The sequence below is a fragment of the Acinetobacter sp. V116_7 genome, from assembly GCF_056735735.1.
Genome location: NZ_JBWZIF010000028.1, coordinates 230,860 through 246,177, shown reverse-complemented (window position 1 = coordinate 246,177; position 15,318 = coordinate 230,860). Strand labels below are relative to the sequence as shown.

The following is a 15,318-nucleotide window of genomic DNA, read 5'->3' as shown; positions in this document are numbered from 1 at the left end:
AGAAGTTGAGCATAGGACGCATCAGAGGAAATGGAGTATTTCCCCTGACGCATTTAACTTAAGATGAGATTTTTTTCTTAGAAGTTAGCTTTTCCACGGCGCCCAAAATGAAGATAAAGAACACGGGAACAAAGAAAATAGCCAGAATCGTTGCCGAGATCATGCCCCCAAATACACCAGTACCTAAAGCATGTTGAGTTTCAGAACTTGCACCTGTTGCAATTACGAGAGGAATTACACCGCATGTAAAAGCAAGAGAAGTCATTAAGATTGGTCGTAAACGAAGTTTGGCTGCTGCAACTGTGGCTTCAATCAAACTCATGCCTTCCTCTTTGAGCATCTTTGCAAACTCAACAATCAAGATGGCGTTCTTTGCGGATAGACCAATAATCGTAATGAGTCCAATTTTGAAGAAGACGTCATTCATTAGGCCTCTCGACATAATGGCAATAATTGCACCGAAAATACCAAGTGGTACAACCAACATCACAGAAAGTGGAATCGCCCAGCTTTCATAGAGTGCAGCCAATACAAGAAACACCACTAACATTGATAAACCAAGTAAAAAGGCCATTTGAGATTCAGACTGCTTTTCTTGTAAAGAGATACCAGTCCATTCGTAGCCAATGCCTTTAGGCAACTTAGCAATCAACTGTTCCATTTCACGCATCGCCTCACCCGAAGATGTATCGAAGTTAGGAATGCCGGCAATACTTAAAGATGGTCGTCCGTTATAACGATTATATTGTTGCGGTGCTTTGTTCCATTGAGGTGTTACCACTTCAGACAAAGACACCAATTGACCACTCGAACCCATCACTTTTAAGTTCAAGATATCTTTGAGTTGCATACGTGATTTAGCTTCAACCTGTACAATCACTTGTTGCATACGACCCTGATTTGGGAAGTCATTGATATACATTGAACCCATTGAGGTTGAAATGATGTCTGAAACGTCTGAGAATTTAACACCAAGGGTATTAAGTTTTTCACGGTCAATTTTTAAAGAAATATTGTCACCTTGTGGTAAACCTTCATTCCACACCATATAGAACTTTTTGTTCTTGGCAGCCATCTGCATAAGTTGGTCTTGGGCAGCCAATAAAGCAGGCATGCCTAAGTTTGCACGATCTTGTAAACGTAAACTAAAGCCTGAGAATGTACCCAGTTCATCAATAGCAGGTGGAAGTACCGCCATTGTTTCACCTTCCGAACTGTTCGCCATTGATGCATTGACTGCATTTGTCATTTCAGTTGCCGAAGAAGTACGCTCTTTGAAATCTTTTAAAGTCGTGAAAGCAACACCTACGTTTTGTCCTGCACCACTAAATCCCCATCCCATAATCGTCGTATTACTTTTGACATCGGGTTTGTCTTTAAGCGAATTTTCAAATTCATTCACTACATTTCGAGTACGTTCTGCCGTTGCATCCGATGGTAATTGGAAAGACGTCATAAACCAGCCCTGATCTTCCTCTGGCATAAATGCTGTTGGCCAATACTTCATTCCTGCAAAGGTAATACCTGTAATCACCACAAAGATCATCATGACTGGAACTGTATGTTTGATGATTTTAAGGAGCATCAATTCATACTTTTTCGTCACTTTATCAAAGCTACGGTCAAACCATGCAAAGAAGCCTTTCTTCTGATGATGACCATCAATTGGTTTTAAAATGGTTGCACAAAGTGCAGGTGTTAAAATGAGCGCCAATAAAGCCGAGAATAAAATAGACACGGACATGGTCAGCGTAAATTGTTTATAAATGATCCCGACCGAACCACTCGCAAAAGCCATTGGCAAAAACACAGCAGACAATACTAAGGTAATACCAATAATAGGACTGGTAATCTCTTTCATTGCCTTAGATGTTGCTTCTTTAGGATTTAATCCTTCAGTCGCCATAATCCTTTCGACGTTTTCAACGACGACAATCGCATCGTCGACAATAATACCGATGGCGAGCACCATACCGAACATGGTGAGTACGTTAATCGAAAAGCCGGCAAGCAGCATCACGGTAAAAGTACCGAGCAAAGCAATAGGTGCAACAATGGCTGGAATGAGCGTATAACGTACATTGTGTAAGAACAAATACATCACAATGAAAACCAGAACCATCGCTTCAAGTAATGTATGAATTACCTTTTCAATTGAAATTTTAACAAACGGCGCGGTGTCGTAAGGAATACTAAACTGCATGCCCTCTGGTAAGTTCAACTTTAATTCTTCAATTTTTGCTCTAACACCTTCTGCTGTTTTTACTGCGTTAGCACCCGGGCTTAACTGGATAGCGGCAGCGGTAGCCGGTTTACCATTTTCTAAAATAGCAAAGTTGTAGGCTTGTGATCCGATTTCAACATTTGCGACATCTGACAGACGAATTACACTTCCGTTAGTTTTGCTTTTTAAGCTGATATTCCTAAATTGCTCTACGCTTGATAGCTGACCTTGCGCTGACAATGGAATCGTAATCAGTTGACCTTTATTTGCAGGTAAATCGCCTAGGCGCCCCGGTGCAATTTCAACATTATTTTCACGAATTGCATTGTTTACATCGCTAATTGATAAACCATAAGAAACCAATTTATTTGGATCGACCCAAATGCGTAGGGCTTTCTCTGCACCAAAAGATTGGACTTTACCAACGCCTTCAACACGCTTTAGTTCTTCTACGACATTTCGAACCAGATAATCACTTAAATCTACTTCTGAATATTGGCCATTAGGAGAGTTAATACCCACCAGCATCAAGAAACCCGAAGATGATGCTTCAACCTGTAAACCTTGCTGCCGCACAATCTGTGGTAAGCGTGCTTCAACAGCCTTGATTTTATTCTGGACATCGACCTGAGCCATTTCGACATCTGTACCCGGTTTAAAGGTTGCAGAAATTTCTGCTGTACCCGAAGTATCGGTTGTCGCACTATAGTAAAGTAGATTTTTTACACCCGATAATTCTCGCTCAATTAAAGTGACAACACTATCGTTAATGGTCTTTGCTGTTGCTCCCGGATAAGTCGCACTAATGTTTACTTGAGGAGGCGCTACACTAGGGAAACGAGCAATCGGCAATTTTGGAATACTAAGTAACCCAAACAATATGATAAATATCGCGATCACCCATGCAAAAACAGGACGTCGAATAAAAAATTGAGACATCATGGTTGAGCTCCTTGATTTGTAGATGGTTTTGTTTCTACATTTGAAGCACTATTTTCTGATGCAGGCTTTTTCCACGTGGTCATTGCAAGTTTTTGATTTGGCTGGATACGCTCCATACCTTCAACAACGACTTTGTCACCGACTTTCAAGCCTTTGTTGGCGATATAGTACTGTTCATATTGCTGTCCAATTTCAATAGGACGAATCTCAGCCGAGCCTTTTGCATTGATCACATAGACCTGAGGCTCACCATTGATATTGCGCTGAATCGCTTGAGCTGGAACTAACAAGGCTTGTGGAATAGAAGCTCGGTCAATATTGACTCGCACATACATACCCGGAAGTAGTTTTCTCTCGGTATTATTTACTTCAATACGGAAGGTCACATCACCTGTTTCAGGGTCAACATTAATATCTTCAAACAACATTTTTGCTGTGACGTTATATTCCTGTCCGTGGCTATTAGAAATACGAACCGTTTTTTCACTGTTTGCAGATAACTCACCAGTTTTTAAAGCCGCTTGTAGACGCTCGTATTCACTAATTGATTGTTTTACATCGACGTAGACTCTATCAATCTGTTGGATTGTGGCCATGGTATTCGCATCACCTTGACCAACCAATGCGCCTTCAGTGACAAAAGATTGCCCAATACGACCAGAAATCGGCGCTCGAACAGTTGCATATTGCAGATTCAAATTTTGTCTGGTGAGCAATGCTTTCATTTGCGCAACATCAGCGAGAGCCTGACGATATTGAGCTTGAGCATTACTCACTTCTTGCTTACTAATTGCATTACTTGGTAAGAGCTGCTCATAGCGATCTAATTGAACTTTCAGTCTCGCAACCTCTGCCTCAGCTTTGTTAAGTGAAGCTCTATTGCTATTTACATCTGCTTCAAAGGTTTCAGAATTAATTTTATATAAAGCTTGGCCTGCTCTAACTTCACTACCTTGTTTAAATAAAACTCTTTCAATAATTCCTCCGACTTGCGGTCGAATTTCAGCAGTACGGAATGCTTGTACGCGTGCAGGAAGATTTTCACTAAAATTAACTGATTGCGATTGAATGCTTAATACACTTACTTTCGCTGGTGCTGGCTCAGCTTGAGCCGTTTCTTGTGAACCACACCCCTGTAATATCAGCCCAATAGATAAAAATAAAGGAAGTAAAAGATGCTTTTGCATACTGTCCAAACCAAGTGAGTTTTCGATGCTGACATTATTTTTGATGAGTGTGTAGCAATCGTCACTAAAGTGTGGAGTAAGTGTGGAGAAGTACCAATAATTTAGCGTATGATGAGTTGAAGCATTTTATATAGCCAAATTTCTATGTTTGATCGTTCTTTTTCTTTTGATTGTCACGATAAAGTTATCCTCGTTGTAGAAGATGATTACGACATTGGCGACATTATTGAAAATTATTTAAAACGTGAAGGAATGGTTGTTATTCGTGCTATGAATGGAAAGCAAGCCATTGAATTGCACTCTAGCCAACCCATTGATTTGATTTTACTTGATATTAAATTACCCGAGCTCAACGGCTGGGAAGTGTTAAATAAAATACGTCAAAAAGCTCAGACGCCCGTGATTATGCTAACGGCACTAGATCAAGATATTGATAAGGTCATGGCATTACGAGTTGGTGCAGATGACTTTGTTGTTAAACCATTTAACCCAAATGAAGTCATCGCTAGAGTTCAGGCAGTCTTAAGACGGACTCAGCTAACAAACAAGCCATTTAACAAAAATAAGATCTACAAAGATATTGAAATTGATACAGATACGCATAGTGTTTATCTTCATGCTCAAAACAAGAAAATATTGCTTAATCTTACCCTGACTGAATATAAAATCATTTCCTTCATGATTGACCAGCCCCACAAGGTATTTACTCGTGGTGAACTCATGAATCATTGCATGAACGATAGTGATGCACTAGAACGAACTGTAGATAGCCATGTGAGTAAGCTTAGAAAAAAACTAGAAGAACAAGGAATACTTCAAATGTTAGTTAATGTGCGTGGCGTAGGATATCGACTCGATAATCCACTAGCTGTCAAAGATGATGTCTAAATAATATAAAAATATGGCTAGGAAATATTTTATGAAAAGTAAGTTAGGAATCAGTAAGCAGCTTTTTATTGCTTTCAGTATTGTTAATTTAAGCGTTACCCTGTTTTCTATGTTGCTGGGATACCTTATTTATAACTATGCCATTGAAAAAGGTTGGCTCACTTTAGACTCTCTACAAGAGGATTGGACTAATTTTCATTTTATAGATTGGATTTGGTTATCTACTGTCATCTTGTGTGGCTGTCTTATTTCACTCGTGATCGGCATGCATCTCGCAAAACGTTTTATTCTACCCATTAATTTCTTAGCCGAAGCAGCCAAAAAAATTAGTCAGGGCGATCTCTCTGCTAGAGCTTACGACAACAGAATTCACTCGGCTGAAATGTCTGAGCTTTTACATAATTTTAATGATATGGCTCAAAAACTAGAAGTTTCTGTGGAAAATGCACAGGTTTGGAATGCTGCCATCGCTCATGAGTTAAGAACTCCAATCACCATTTTACAAGGCCGCCTGCAAGGCATAATTGACGGCGTTTTTAAGCCTGATGAAATTCTATTTAAAAGTCTTTTAAATCAAGTTGAAGGTTTATCTCATTTAGTTGAAGACTTACGAACGATAAGTTTAGTTGAGAATCAACAGTTAAGATTAAATTATGAGTTATTAGATTTTAAGTCTGTGATTGAAAAAGTTCTCAAGGCCTTTGAAGACCGCCTAGAACAAGCAAACTTAAAGCCAGAACTTGATTTAACCACTACACCTGTATTTTGTGACCGTCGCCGTATTGAGCAAGTTTTAATTGCGTTAATTGATAATGCTATTCGTTATTCAAATGCAGGAAAACTTAAGATCTCTTCAGAAGTGGTCTCAGAAAACTGGATATTAAAAATTGAAGATGAAGGCCCCGGCATCGCAACTGAGTTCCAAGATGATCTATTTAAACCCTTTTTTAGATTAGAAGAGTCAAGAAATAAAGAATTTGGTGGTACAGGATTGGGATTAGCTGTTGTACATGCGATTGTGGTTGCGCTTAAAGGTTCTATTCACTATAGCAATCATGGCTCAAAAAGCACTTTCACCATAAAAATTTTGATGGATAAGTAAAGACGCTGAGTTATAAAATTATTCTTCACTTTCTTTTACTCTTCTACGAATTTCTTCACGCCATTTTGTGGCATTTTCTTGTTGCTTATTCAATAAAACACCCAGCATAAAGGCTGTAGCTGCGGCTCCAATTAAGGCAATGCCAGTTTCATAAATAATATCTATAACAAACTCTAATACGCCTTCAGATAGGAAATCTAAGGTGCCAGAAAACTTAAGAAATTTAGCTATGGCAACCACGATAACACCCAATAAAGCACCAGCCCACAAGAATATTTTATGAATGTTTAGAGGAGCTGTGACTTGATCGATCTGATCGGGATATTTTCGATAGTACTCAATTTCATCCTCCGTCACTTCAGAGTTGGACTTAAATAACAATTTAATAAAGAGCTTATCTTGGTCAAGTTTTGAGTTTTTCTTCATAGATGTTATGTGTGATAAATCTTCTAAGGTTTCATGTTACTCATTTTTTCTTTACTGAGTAAAAGTTTTTAAGCGTTCTCTATATTTAAAATAATTTATAGCATTACTCTCACGTTTTAATTTTACCTAGTTAACTTATCCAAATTTTTTATGCTAAAACTACGATTACTAATTTAAGTAAAAATAAATCTATATGAATAGACTTGAATGTAATCGCATGTTTATTTCGATCATTGAGCAAGGAAGTTTTGTTAAAGCTGCCGAAAATTTAAATACAAGCGTCGCACAAGCATCCAAGCTCATTTCAAAACTAGAGAACGAATTAGGCGTACAGCTGCTAAAAAGATCGACACGCTCATTGAAGCCCACAGAACTCGGATTAGCTTATTACCACCGAATTAAGCAACTTATGGCAGAGTTTGATGAAATTGAAATTAGTATTAAAAATCAATCTCGCGCCCCAGTAGGCAAACTAAAAATAAGTGCTCCTAACTCTTTCGGAACAGTGCAATTAAGCAAAACACTGGTTAACTTTGCCCAGAAATATAGCCAAATTGAATTAGACGTCAGCTTTACCGACCGTACGGTGAATGTCATTGAAGAAGGATTTGATATCGCCATTCGAATTGGAGAGCTTAAAGATAATAATTTAATTGCGACTCCATTATCTCAAATTAGATTTGTATTAGTCGCATCTCCCCTTTATTTAGAAAAATTTGGTTATCTTCGAAGCCTACAAGACCTAGAATCTCATTCCTGCATCATCGATACAAACTTTAAAGATCCGTATGAATGGACTTTTTTTGAAAAATCACCTTCGAATGTATTACATACCATTAATGTAAATGGTCGGATTCATTTTGCGAATACAGAAGCTTGTTTAGCTGCAACCATAGCAGGACTTGGCATCGCAAGATTACCCATGTTTATTTTAAAAGATGCACTTATCGGCAAAAAGATTATTCCTATTTTAGAAAACTATGAATTACCGCGAAGAGGTCTCTATGCGGTCTACCCACCAGCAAAACACCTAGCCAACAAGGTGAGAACTCTAATTGATTATTTAAAAGAGCAATATGCGTACCCTGCCGAATGGGAAATTTACGAGTAATTATTTCCAAAATAGAAATAAACATTCAATTTCAGCCTACTTAATCACTTAAAAATTCAACAGTAGTATGTATTCATCAAGCTAATTCTCATCGAGACATACAATGAATACATCAAACACAGCTCCTTATGCGGCATTATTACTCCGTATAACCTTAGCGCTTTATTTCTTTGCCCATGCTGGTCTTAAACTGTTTGTATTTACACCAGCAGGTACAGCGCAATTTTTCCAATCTGTTGGAGTTCCGGGATGGATGGCATATGTGACTATTCTCTGGGAGATTTTAGGAGCAATATTATTATTCGTTGGTTTTAAACCTCGAATTGTTGCCATTGCACTGATTCCTGTCTTATTGGGTGCAATATTTACTGTACATGGTGCTGCCGGTTTCTTTTTTACAAACCCTAATGGCGGCTGGGAGTTCCCATTTATGTGGATTATTTCTTTAGTTGCTCTCGCACTCATTGGTGATGGACCATTTTCTCTAAGTAAATCTTTTAAAAACTAAGCTCGTTAATAGATGAGATGCCATTGCATGAATGGCATCTAAACACCAAATACTCAGCTCATTCAGGATATTAAAATGAAAGATCTATTTATAATTTTATTACACGGCGTAGGTAGTAATGGTGAAGACTTAGAAGCAGTTGGAGAATTTTTTAAGGCCAATCATTCTAATTTGAATTTTGTCGCACCCAATGCTCCTTTTAGCTTTATGAACAGTAAAGAGGCCTATCAGTGGTTTAGCATCGCTGGGGTTAATGATGAGAATCGCTTTAGTCGGATTAAAGAAGCCAGAGCTCATTTTGATCAAAAAATCCAAGAGATCATTAACGAAAATCAATTAGAAAACCACTTAGATAAAGTCGTTTTTTTAGGATTTTCTCAAGGTTCAATAATGGCTTTAGATGCGGTCGTTTCAGGACGTTGGCCTATTGCTGGGCTGATTAGCATCGCTGGAAGATTAGCCAGTCCAATCAATAATGAAATTAATAAAAATACGAAAATTTTATTAATTCATGGTGAATCAGACACTGTTATTCCTCCAAGCGAAAGCCAAAGCGCATATCAACAAATGCATTCAGCAAACTTAAATGTTGAGTTGAATATTTTACCCGCTACGGGACATACCATTTCGCATTCAGCGCTCCAGTTAAGTCTTGATTTTTTAAACACTATTTAACCTATTTGGCCTACATCCAAATCTGAACTTAGATCTTCCTAAATCTAAGTTCCGTACTTTCTCGTCTCAAATTATTCTTCGGAGTTAAAAATGACTACATCAATCCGTGCAGAAGATATTATCAGCCCCATTACTGATACTATAAAAGCGAATAAAAACTCACCAAAAGAAGCAAAAAATCTAGGTTTATTTGCTTACGATAAACCAACCCCAGAAAATACAGTTTTATTACTTATTGATCATCAAGTTGGTTTAATGGCTAGCGTTCGTGATACATCGAGCCTCGCTGAATTAAAAAGTAATGTTCTTGGTTTAGCACGTACAGCCAAAGCTCTTAATATTCCAACACTGATTACATCATCAAACGCACAATGGCAAAACGGCGACACTCTCCCAGAAATTAAGTCATTGTTCCCCCATAATTCAATTTATCGACGTACAGGGATCATTAATGCATATGAAGACCCGACTTTTCGTAAAGCACTTATTAATTTACTAGAAGCAACAGGTCGAACCCATATTATTATTGCAGGCGTAACCATTGGTACTTGCTGTACTTTCCCGACACTATCGCTATTAAATGATGGATATAAAGTCTACCCAGTCATTGATGCATGTGGCGCATGGAATCAATATGAAGTTCAGGCCGCTACTTTACGCATGGCAAATGCAGGTGCAGAACCAGTAACAACCTTTAGTCTAGCTTGTGAATTACAGGCTGACTGGAAAAAGCCTTCAGCAGATCAAATGCTTGAGCCTTTCAAAGAGAACTTATCGGAATATGGGTTTGTGCTACAAAACTTCTGGGATAATGTCGGTACCCCAGCAGTTGAAGATCCTTTCAAAGTCAAATAACTGATTTTTCTTAAGCTTTGTATCTTTGATTTTTAGGTAAATTTAGAGATACAAAGCTTTCTCGTTTTATTTTAAGAATTAACTACTCGGACAGTTTGATAATTTTACCAACAATATGTTCATGTGTAGGTACAAGCCCTGCTTTTAAACCCAGCGGCTTAAACACCTTATCTAACACAGATTGGGTAAGTTTACCTTTATCCTGCTCAATATCAGTTAATGTTCGACGACTTACTCCAACCAAAGCAGCATATTGCTCTTGAGACAAGCTCAATACGTTCTTTCGCAAATACGTCAACAATTGACCAAGCGTAATTTCATTAAATAAATATTGTTTATATAAATCGATGAGAACTTGCTGACGATCTTGAGTCTGATTTTTCATGTTTATAACAGCTCCCATCTTTTCAATTTAGCTTCTATGTAGTCAAATGAAAGTGCTGGCATTTCAATAATCTGTTGAGGTACACCTTTATCGATTAAGCGTTGTTTTAGTCCAACAAGATTACGTGCCAGTGATTTTAATGCGCCTATAGACAAATCTGGGTCACACCAAGGTGCAAGTTTTTGGGTAATTTGAACCCAACGATACTCACCGCCTTCTTCATACGGACTTCCCCATGTAGTCGATCTAATCACTACTTCTGGATCGGCTTTCATAGGCGCAAAATCATAAATAGGAGAAAGAGAAATTTTTCCTGATTTTTTTAGAAAAGATGTATTACGACCATGATTGTCTGAATTACCGAAAATAATATTAAGCAAATCTCTTTGTAACCACTCACAGATGAATTGTGAAGCATCAAAATCTGAATCGATGTGAGTCAGTAAATTGCATAGATTCTCTATAACTTCAAAATGATTAAGATGACTACCTGAAGACTTATTTAGTACCGAATAAACAGATTCCAAACCATGACGGTGCCACTGCTGATTACGCCATTCTGTGTCAAATCTTGGCAGCCATAAAGAAGGATACTTTGTACCTTCAATGAGCTTCATTTGAGTTGTCTCAATCGTATCAAAACCTAATTCATTGAGTATTTGATAGTAATAATATTCAGCTCTGAGAATGTCGCAATCAATTTCACTGCGCTTATTTCTTGGAAATTTAACTAAATAATGTTGATCTGGTTGATCAAAATTTTCTTGGTATGTATCAATCCAGACTTTTTGATCTGGCGAAACACGAATAAGTAATTTGGGCGCTTCTCCACCGGCACCAGTTGCACCACCACTAATCGCACCCATTTGCTGAGCGTACTCAAGAAAATCAACATTACGATCAGCCACATCTTCTTTACTGAAATAACGTAAGTGTAAAGTTGAGTCAGGATTTATAGGTGGAAGTGCTTCTTTAATCCGTAAATTACCAACAGGAGCAATGCCCCCTTTTTCTAATAAGATACTATCTTGCTCTGCATGAGTTAAACGTTGTAAATCTAGATAATTCACCCAGTAACGTCGTGCAGCACCTGAAGGAACGATATCATCTAAAAAACCAAACCATGTGCTCGATTCATGTTTTATAAGTATTTGCACAGGAAGTGACAAACTACAGGCGTGCTCATCGCGCTTGTCTAAATATTGAAGCGCATAATCCAATTCATACTCTAATTCACTTGCACTAGCCGAACCTTGTTTAGACTCTAACAGTTTTAGTTCTGCTATATCTAACCAGTTCGTATCAAGTAGTGCTTGTATCGTTAATTTTTTCATTGATATAAATGAGCAATTATTTTCTCAAAAATACTATAAAACAAACTTTTTGTGAATATATTTGCGCAATATTATTTAATTCATATCAATTTTGAGCAAAATTTTGCTCATATTAATATTGTCTGATATTAGCTAGTAAAGCCATCTTTTGACCTTTTCTCTTTAAATTCTTATTGAAGTGTCATATCTAATCTAACCCAGATTTATAAAATAATTTTTATAATTTAAATAATGGATAATTAAATATGGATCGTTTTAAAACTATTTTACTTATTACAAGCACATGTTTAACAACAACTCTTTATGCCAAGCAACAAGTCGTGTGTGTGTTTGACCCAATTGGTAAATCGGGAGATGCTTTCGCTTTAGCCAAAGACTATGCACTTGAAGCCAAAAATTGGGGAGCAGATCTATCTTTAAAAGCCTATGTTGATGAACGCGTTGCGGCTGAAGATTTAAAAGTTGGAAAATGTGATGGTGCAATTATTAGTGGTTTACGTGGGCGTCAGTTTAATAAATATACAGGATCTTTAGATGCGGTCGGCGCATTAACAAATATGAAAACGGCAATTAATGCCTATAAGCTGTTGTCTTCACCAATGGCCGCAAAAAACATGGTTGTAGGTCCTTATGAAATCGCAGGTTTAGGCACAATTGGCCCTGCATATTTATTTGTAAATGATAGAAGTATCAATACACTCGCTAAAGCTGCCGGTAAAAAAATTGGGGTATTTAAATACGACGAAGCCCAACCAAAGCTTGTGCAACATGTTGGCGGTCAGGCTGTATCTGTAGACGTGACCAATGCCGGTGCGAAGTTTAATAACCATGAAATTGATATTGTGCCCGCTCCTATTGTGGCATTTAAACCTTTTGAACTACACAAAGGTTTAGGTGAGAAAGGAGCAATCATTCGTTTTCCTTTAACTCAAATTTCAGCAAACTTCATTATTCGTAAAGACCAGTTTCCAGCAGGTTTTGGGCAAAAGTCTCGAACTTGGGTAGCCAGCCAATTAAATAGAACGTTTGGGATTATTGCCAAATATGAAAGTGATATTCCTTCAAAATATTGGATGGATATTCCTAAAAATGAACAAGTAAATTATATGAAAATGATGCGCGAGGCACGTATACAGCTAACCAAGGCGGGCATTTATGATCCTAAAATGATGAATTTTTTGAAAAAAGTGAGATGTAAAGAAAATCCAAGTAATTTTGAATGCGCGTTAAATGATGAATAAACACTCAAACAAAAACATATGCTCATCTTGTTTTGAGGTATTCAAGTTCGTTATTAAAAGCAAATGGGCTACATGGTTCGTAGCCCATTTCAGCAATGTTAGATTTATCTAAATTGAGCACATATTAAAAATCTTATGCTTAAAAGCATTAGTTAGATTTAATAATTTGCGAATCAGTAAGTTCTTTGATTTTCGCTTGGTCATAACCTAAAGAAGTAAGAACCTCTATAGTATCTTCACCAACTTCCGGCACGTTTTCACGTACACCAAAGCGTTGACCATCCATCGTAAATGGTAATAAAGGAACCTTTACTTGCTTACCATTTTCTAGCACTACTTTCCCCATCCCACCTGACTCATTTAAGTGAATATCTTCAAATAAATCTTCTGGACGTTGGATCGGAGAAAAAGGTAAACCAGCTTGTTCACATAGTTCCATTACTTTTGTTTTGTCTAATTGGCTAAGAGTTTCGCGAATAATTGGATGGATTTGCTCACGTGCTTTTACACGTTGGTTATTTTGAGCGAAATCTGGATTATTTTTTAGTACTTCTAAGCCAAAAGCATCACAGAATGCAATCCACTGCGAGTCAGTAACTACACCGATAAAGACTTGTTCATTATTTTTAGTGTTGAAAACATCATATACTGCCCAAGCTGAAACACGATTTGGCATTGGGGCTACAGGCTTATCTGTAACTGCTCTTTGCATCATGTGCTGCGCAACCAAAAATGCAGAGTTTTCGAATAAACCAGTTTCAACAAGTTGACCTTGGCCAGTTAATTGACGTTGATATAAAGCAGCAACGATTGAGTAAGCACAGAACATCCCGCCCATCACATCATTAACAGATGCTCCAGCACGTAATGGACGTCCCACAGGACCAGTCATATACGCAAGCCCAGTCATCATTTGTACGACTTCATCCAAGGCTGTCCGATGTTCATAAGGACCGGGTAAAAAACCTTTCATTGAACCATAAATAATATCGGGCTTAATTGATTTAACCCCTTCATAATCGAGTCCTAGTTTTTTCATCGCTCCGGGTCTAAAGTTTTCAATCACAACATCCGCAGTTTTGATTAAGTCCTTAACAAGTGACATTCCTTTTTCACTTTTAATATCAACTGACAAACTTTTTTTATTACGGTTATAAGTCATCCAGTAACCCGCACCCGACCCCATAAGTCTGCGAGTGTTATCACCTTGAGGTAATGGTTCAATCTTGATGACTTCAGCACCTAAATCTGCGAGAAGTAAACCACATGCAGGTCCCATAACCATATGTACGAATTCTAGAACTCGGATTCCAGCCAGTGGGAGTTTCTTTTCATCTTTCATGTTATTGGTCCTTTGCATATTTGAAATTTTTACCTACGCCTGCATCTGGAATAAATCCGTAAAGTGGTTCTCCTGGTATTCCTTGCTTTAACCATTCGCGAGCTTCAACAAGTCGATCAATATCAATACCAGTACGTAATCCCATGCTTTCTAACAGGTAAACTAAATCTTCAGTGACAATATTGCCTGATGCACCGGGAGCATATGGACAACCGCCAATACCGCCTTGCGAGGCATCAAATGTGGTAACACCCACTTCAATTGCGGCTAAAACATTTGCCAGACCTTGCCCACGCGTATTATGGAAATGTGCGCTACCTGCTAAATTTCCGACTTCCTGTTTTAATTTTTTAAATAGACTGCGGACTTGGACAGGATTTGCATATCCAACCGTATCTGCTAGGCCAATCTCATCTACACCTAATTGGGCCATTCGTTGAGCCATCGTTAGGACTTCATTTTCCGTAACTACACCTTGAATCGTGCAGCCAAAAACTGTTGATAGACCTGCTTCTATTAATATTTCTGGATATTTTTCATTTCTCAGCTGAATGATTGAATTCACTTCTTCATAAACTTCAGCATGAGTTTTACGAATATTTGAAAGTGAATGAGGTTCACTCACTGAGACAGGGATCGTAATTTTTTGAACCCCAGCTCTAAATGCATTTTCGGCACCCTTTAAGTTTGGGACTAAAGCGGTAACGAATACATCTTTTAAAGTTAAAGTGTGTTCAACCAGCTCTCCGCAATCCGCCATTTGTGGCAGCAATTTTGGAGATACAAAAGATCCAACTTCTATTTCAGTTAATCCTGCTTGAGCTAAAGCTGAAATCCATTTTTTCTTCATATCGGTTGGCATGGTTTGTTTAATACTTTGCAAACCATCGCGAGGTCCAACCTCACTCACCAATATATCGATGTCCTTTGAATGGCTCATATGCTTACATTTCCTATTGCACAAGAATATTTTTACATACAACGCAGAAGCGTTCTATCTAATAGAACATAGTTCTATTTTTAATGCAAATTAAAAATTTTATCCCCCCATGACAAATTCAATTAATTTTAAAAAGACTTGACATGACTCTAAATTAG

14 protein-coding genes are annotated in these 15,318 nt (G+C 37.8%); 7 read left to right on the top strand and 7 right to left on the bottom strand.

Annotation, left to right across the window (positions count from 1 at the left end; translation table 11 throughout):
* Positions 1-58 precede the first annotated feature (58 nt).
* Together adeB and AC1PJP_RS15165 are read right to left on the bottom strand one after the other, a co-directional pair.
* Positions 59-3,166 (bottom strand): multidrug efflux RND transporter permease subunit AdeB, encoded by a 3,108-nt coding sequence (gene adeB, locus AC1PJP_RS15170; RefSeq protein ID WP_479767515.1) that lies wholly within the window; start codon positions 3,164-3,166, stop codon positions 59-61.
* Entirely contained in the window at positions 3,163-4,353 is a 1,191-nt protein-coding gene (locus tag AC1PJP_RS15165) for an efflux RND transporter periplasmic adaptor subunit (protein WP_192837024.1), read from the bottom strand. Before AC1PJP_RS15165 ends, adeB begins: the two co-directional genes overlap by 4 nt.
* A gap of 144 nt (positions 4,354-4,497) precedes the next feature.
* On the opposite strand from AC1PJP_RS15165, the gene adeR reads away from it, so the two are divergent.
* Entirely contained in the window at positions 4,498-5,241 is a 744-nt protein-coding gene (gene adeR, locus AC1PJP_RS15160) for an efflux system response regulator transcription factor AdeR (protein ID WP_005305401.1), read from the top strand.
* A 31-nt stretch (positions 5,242-5,272) separates the two neighbouring features.
* Positions 5,273-6,343, top strand: coding sequence for a two-component sensor histidine kinase AdeS (adeS, locus tag AC1PJP_RS15155; RefSeq protein WP_151988205.1), 1,071 nt, complete (start codon positions 5,273-5,275; stop codon positions 6,341-6,343).
* 18 nt (positions 6,344-6,361) lie between these two features.
* On the opposite strand, the gene AC1PJP_RS15150 is transcribed toward adeS, so the two are convergent.
* Positions 6,362-6,769, bottom strand: coding sequence for a hypothetical protein (locus AC1PJP_RS15150; protein WP_005305407.1), 408 nt, complete (start codon positions 6,767-6,769; stop codon positions 6,362-6,364).
* Positions 6,770-6,986: 217 nt separating this feature from the next.
* On the opposite strand from AC1PJP_RS15150, the gene AC1PJP_RS15145 reads away from it, so the two are divergent.
* The 4 genes from AC1PJP_RS15145 (at position 6,987) to AC1PJP_RS15130 (ending at position 9,918) form a co-directional block, all read left to right on the top strand.
* A complete protein-coding gene (locus AC1PJP_RS15145; RefSeq protein ID WP_479767512.1) occupies positions 6,987-7,880 on the top strand; it encodes a LysR family transcriptional regulator in 894 nt (297 codons plus the stop codon).
* A 103-nt stretch (positions 7,881-7,983) separates the two neighbouring features.
* A complete protein-coding gene (locus AC1PJP_RS15140) occupies positions 7,984-8,388 on the top strand; it encodes a DoxX family protein (RefSeq protein WP_005305413.1) in 405 nt (134 codons plus the stop codon).
* Positions 8,389-8,463: 75 nt separating this feature from the next.
* Positions 8,464-9,063 carry an alpha/beta hydrolase gene (locus AC1PJP_RS15135; RefSeq protein ID WP_479767510.1) on the top strand — a complete coding sequence of 200 codons (600 nt, stop codon included), beginning with the start codon at positions 8,464-8,466 and terminating at the stop codon, positions 9,061-9,063.
* A 90-nt stretch (positions 9,064-9,153) separates the two neighbouring features.
* Positions 9,154-9,918, top strand: coding sequence for an isochorismatase family protein (locus tag AC1PJP_RS15130; protein ID WP_013197857.1), 765 nt, complete (start codon positions 9,154-9,156; stop codon positions 9,916-9,918).
* 82 nt (positions 9,919-10,000) lie between these two features.
* Here AC1PJP_RS15130 and AC1PJP_RS15125 read toward each other — a convergent pair whose 3' ends face one another.
* Both AC1PJP_RS15125 and AC1PJP_RS15120 read right to left on the bottom strand, forming a co-directional pair.
* Positions 10,001-10,309, bottom strand: coding sequence for a helix-turn-helix domain-containing protein (locus AC1PJP_RS15125; protein ID WP_035331573.1), 309 nt, complete (start codon positions 10,307-10,309; stop codon positions 10,001-10,003).
* Positions 10,306-11,637: a type II toxin-antitoxin system HipA family toxin gene (locus AC1PJP_RS15120; RefSeq protein ID WP_323740199.1), complete on the bottom strand. Its 1,332-nt coding sequence runs from the start codon at positions 11,635-11,637 to the stop codon at positions 10,306-10,308. The genes AC1PJP_RS15125 and AC1PJP_RS15120 overlap by 4 nt, the downstream gene beginning before the upstream one ends.
* Positions 11,638-11,882: 245 nt before the next feature.
* On the opposite strand from AC1PJP_RS15120, the gene adeT1 reads away from it, so the two are divergent.
* A complete protein-coding gene (adeT1, locus tag AC1PJP_RS15115; RefSeq protein WP_013197854.1) occupies positions 11,883-12,878 on the top strand; it encodes a putative multidrug efflux protein AdeT1 in 996 nt (331 codons plus the stop codon).
* 148 nt (positions 12,879-13,026) lie between these two features.
* On the opposite strand, the gene AC1PJP_RS15110 is transcribed toward adeT1, so the two are convergent.
* Together AC1PJP_RS15110 and AC1PJP_RS15105 are read right to left on the bottom strand one after the other, a co-directional pair.
* Positions 13,027-14,220 carry a CaiB/BaiF CoA transferase family protein gene (locus tag AC1PJP_RS15110; protein ID WP_013197853.1) on the bottom strand — a complete coding sequence of 398 codons (1,194 nt, stop codon included), beginning with the start codon at positions 14,218-14,220 and terminating at the stop codon, positions 13,027-13,029.
* A gap of 1 nt (position 14,221) precedes the next feature.
* The gene (locus tag AC1PJP_RS15105; protein ID WP_068527804.1) at positions 14,222-15,160 is read right to left on the bottom strand and encodes a hydroxymethylglutaryl-CoA lyase; all 939 of its coding nucleotides are present in this window, start codon (positions 15,158-15,160) and stop codon (positions 14,222-14,224) included.
* Positions 15,161-15,318 lie beyond the last annotated feature (158 nt).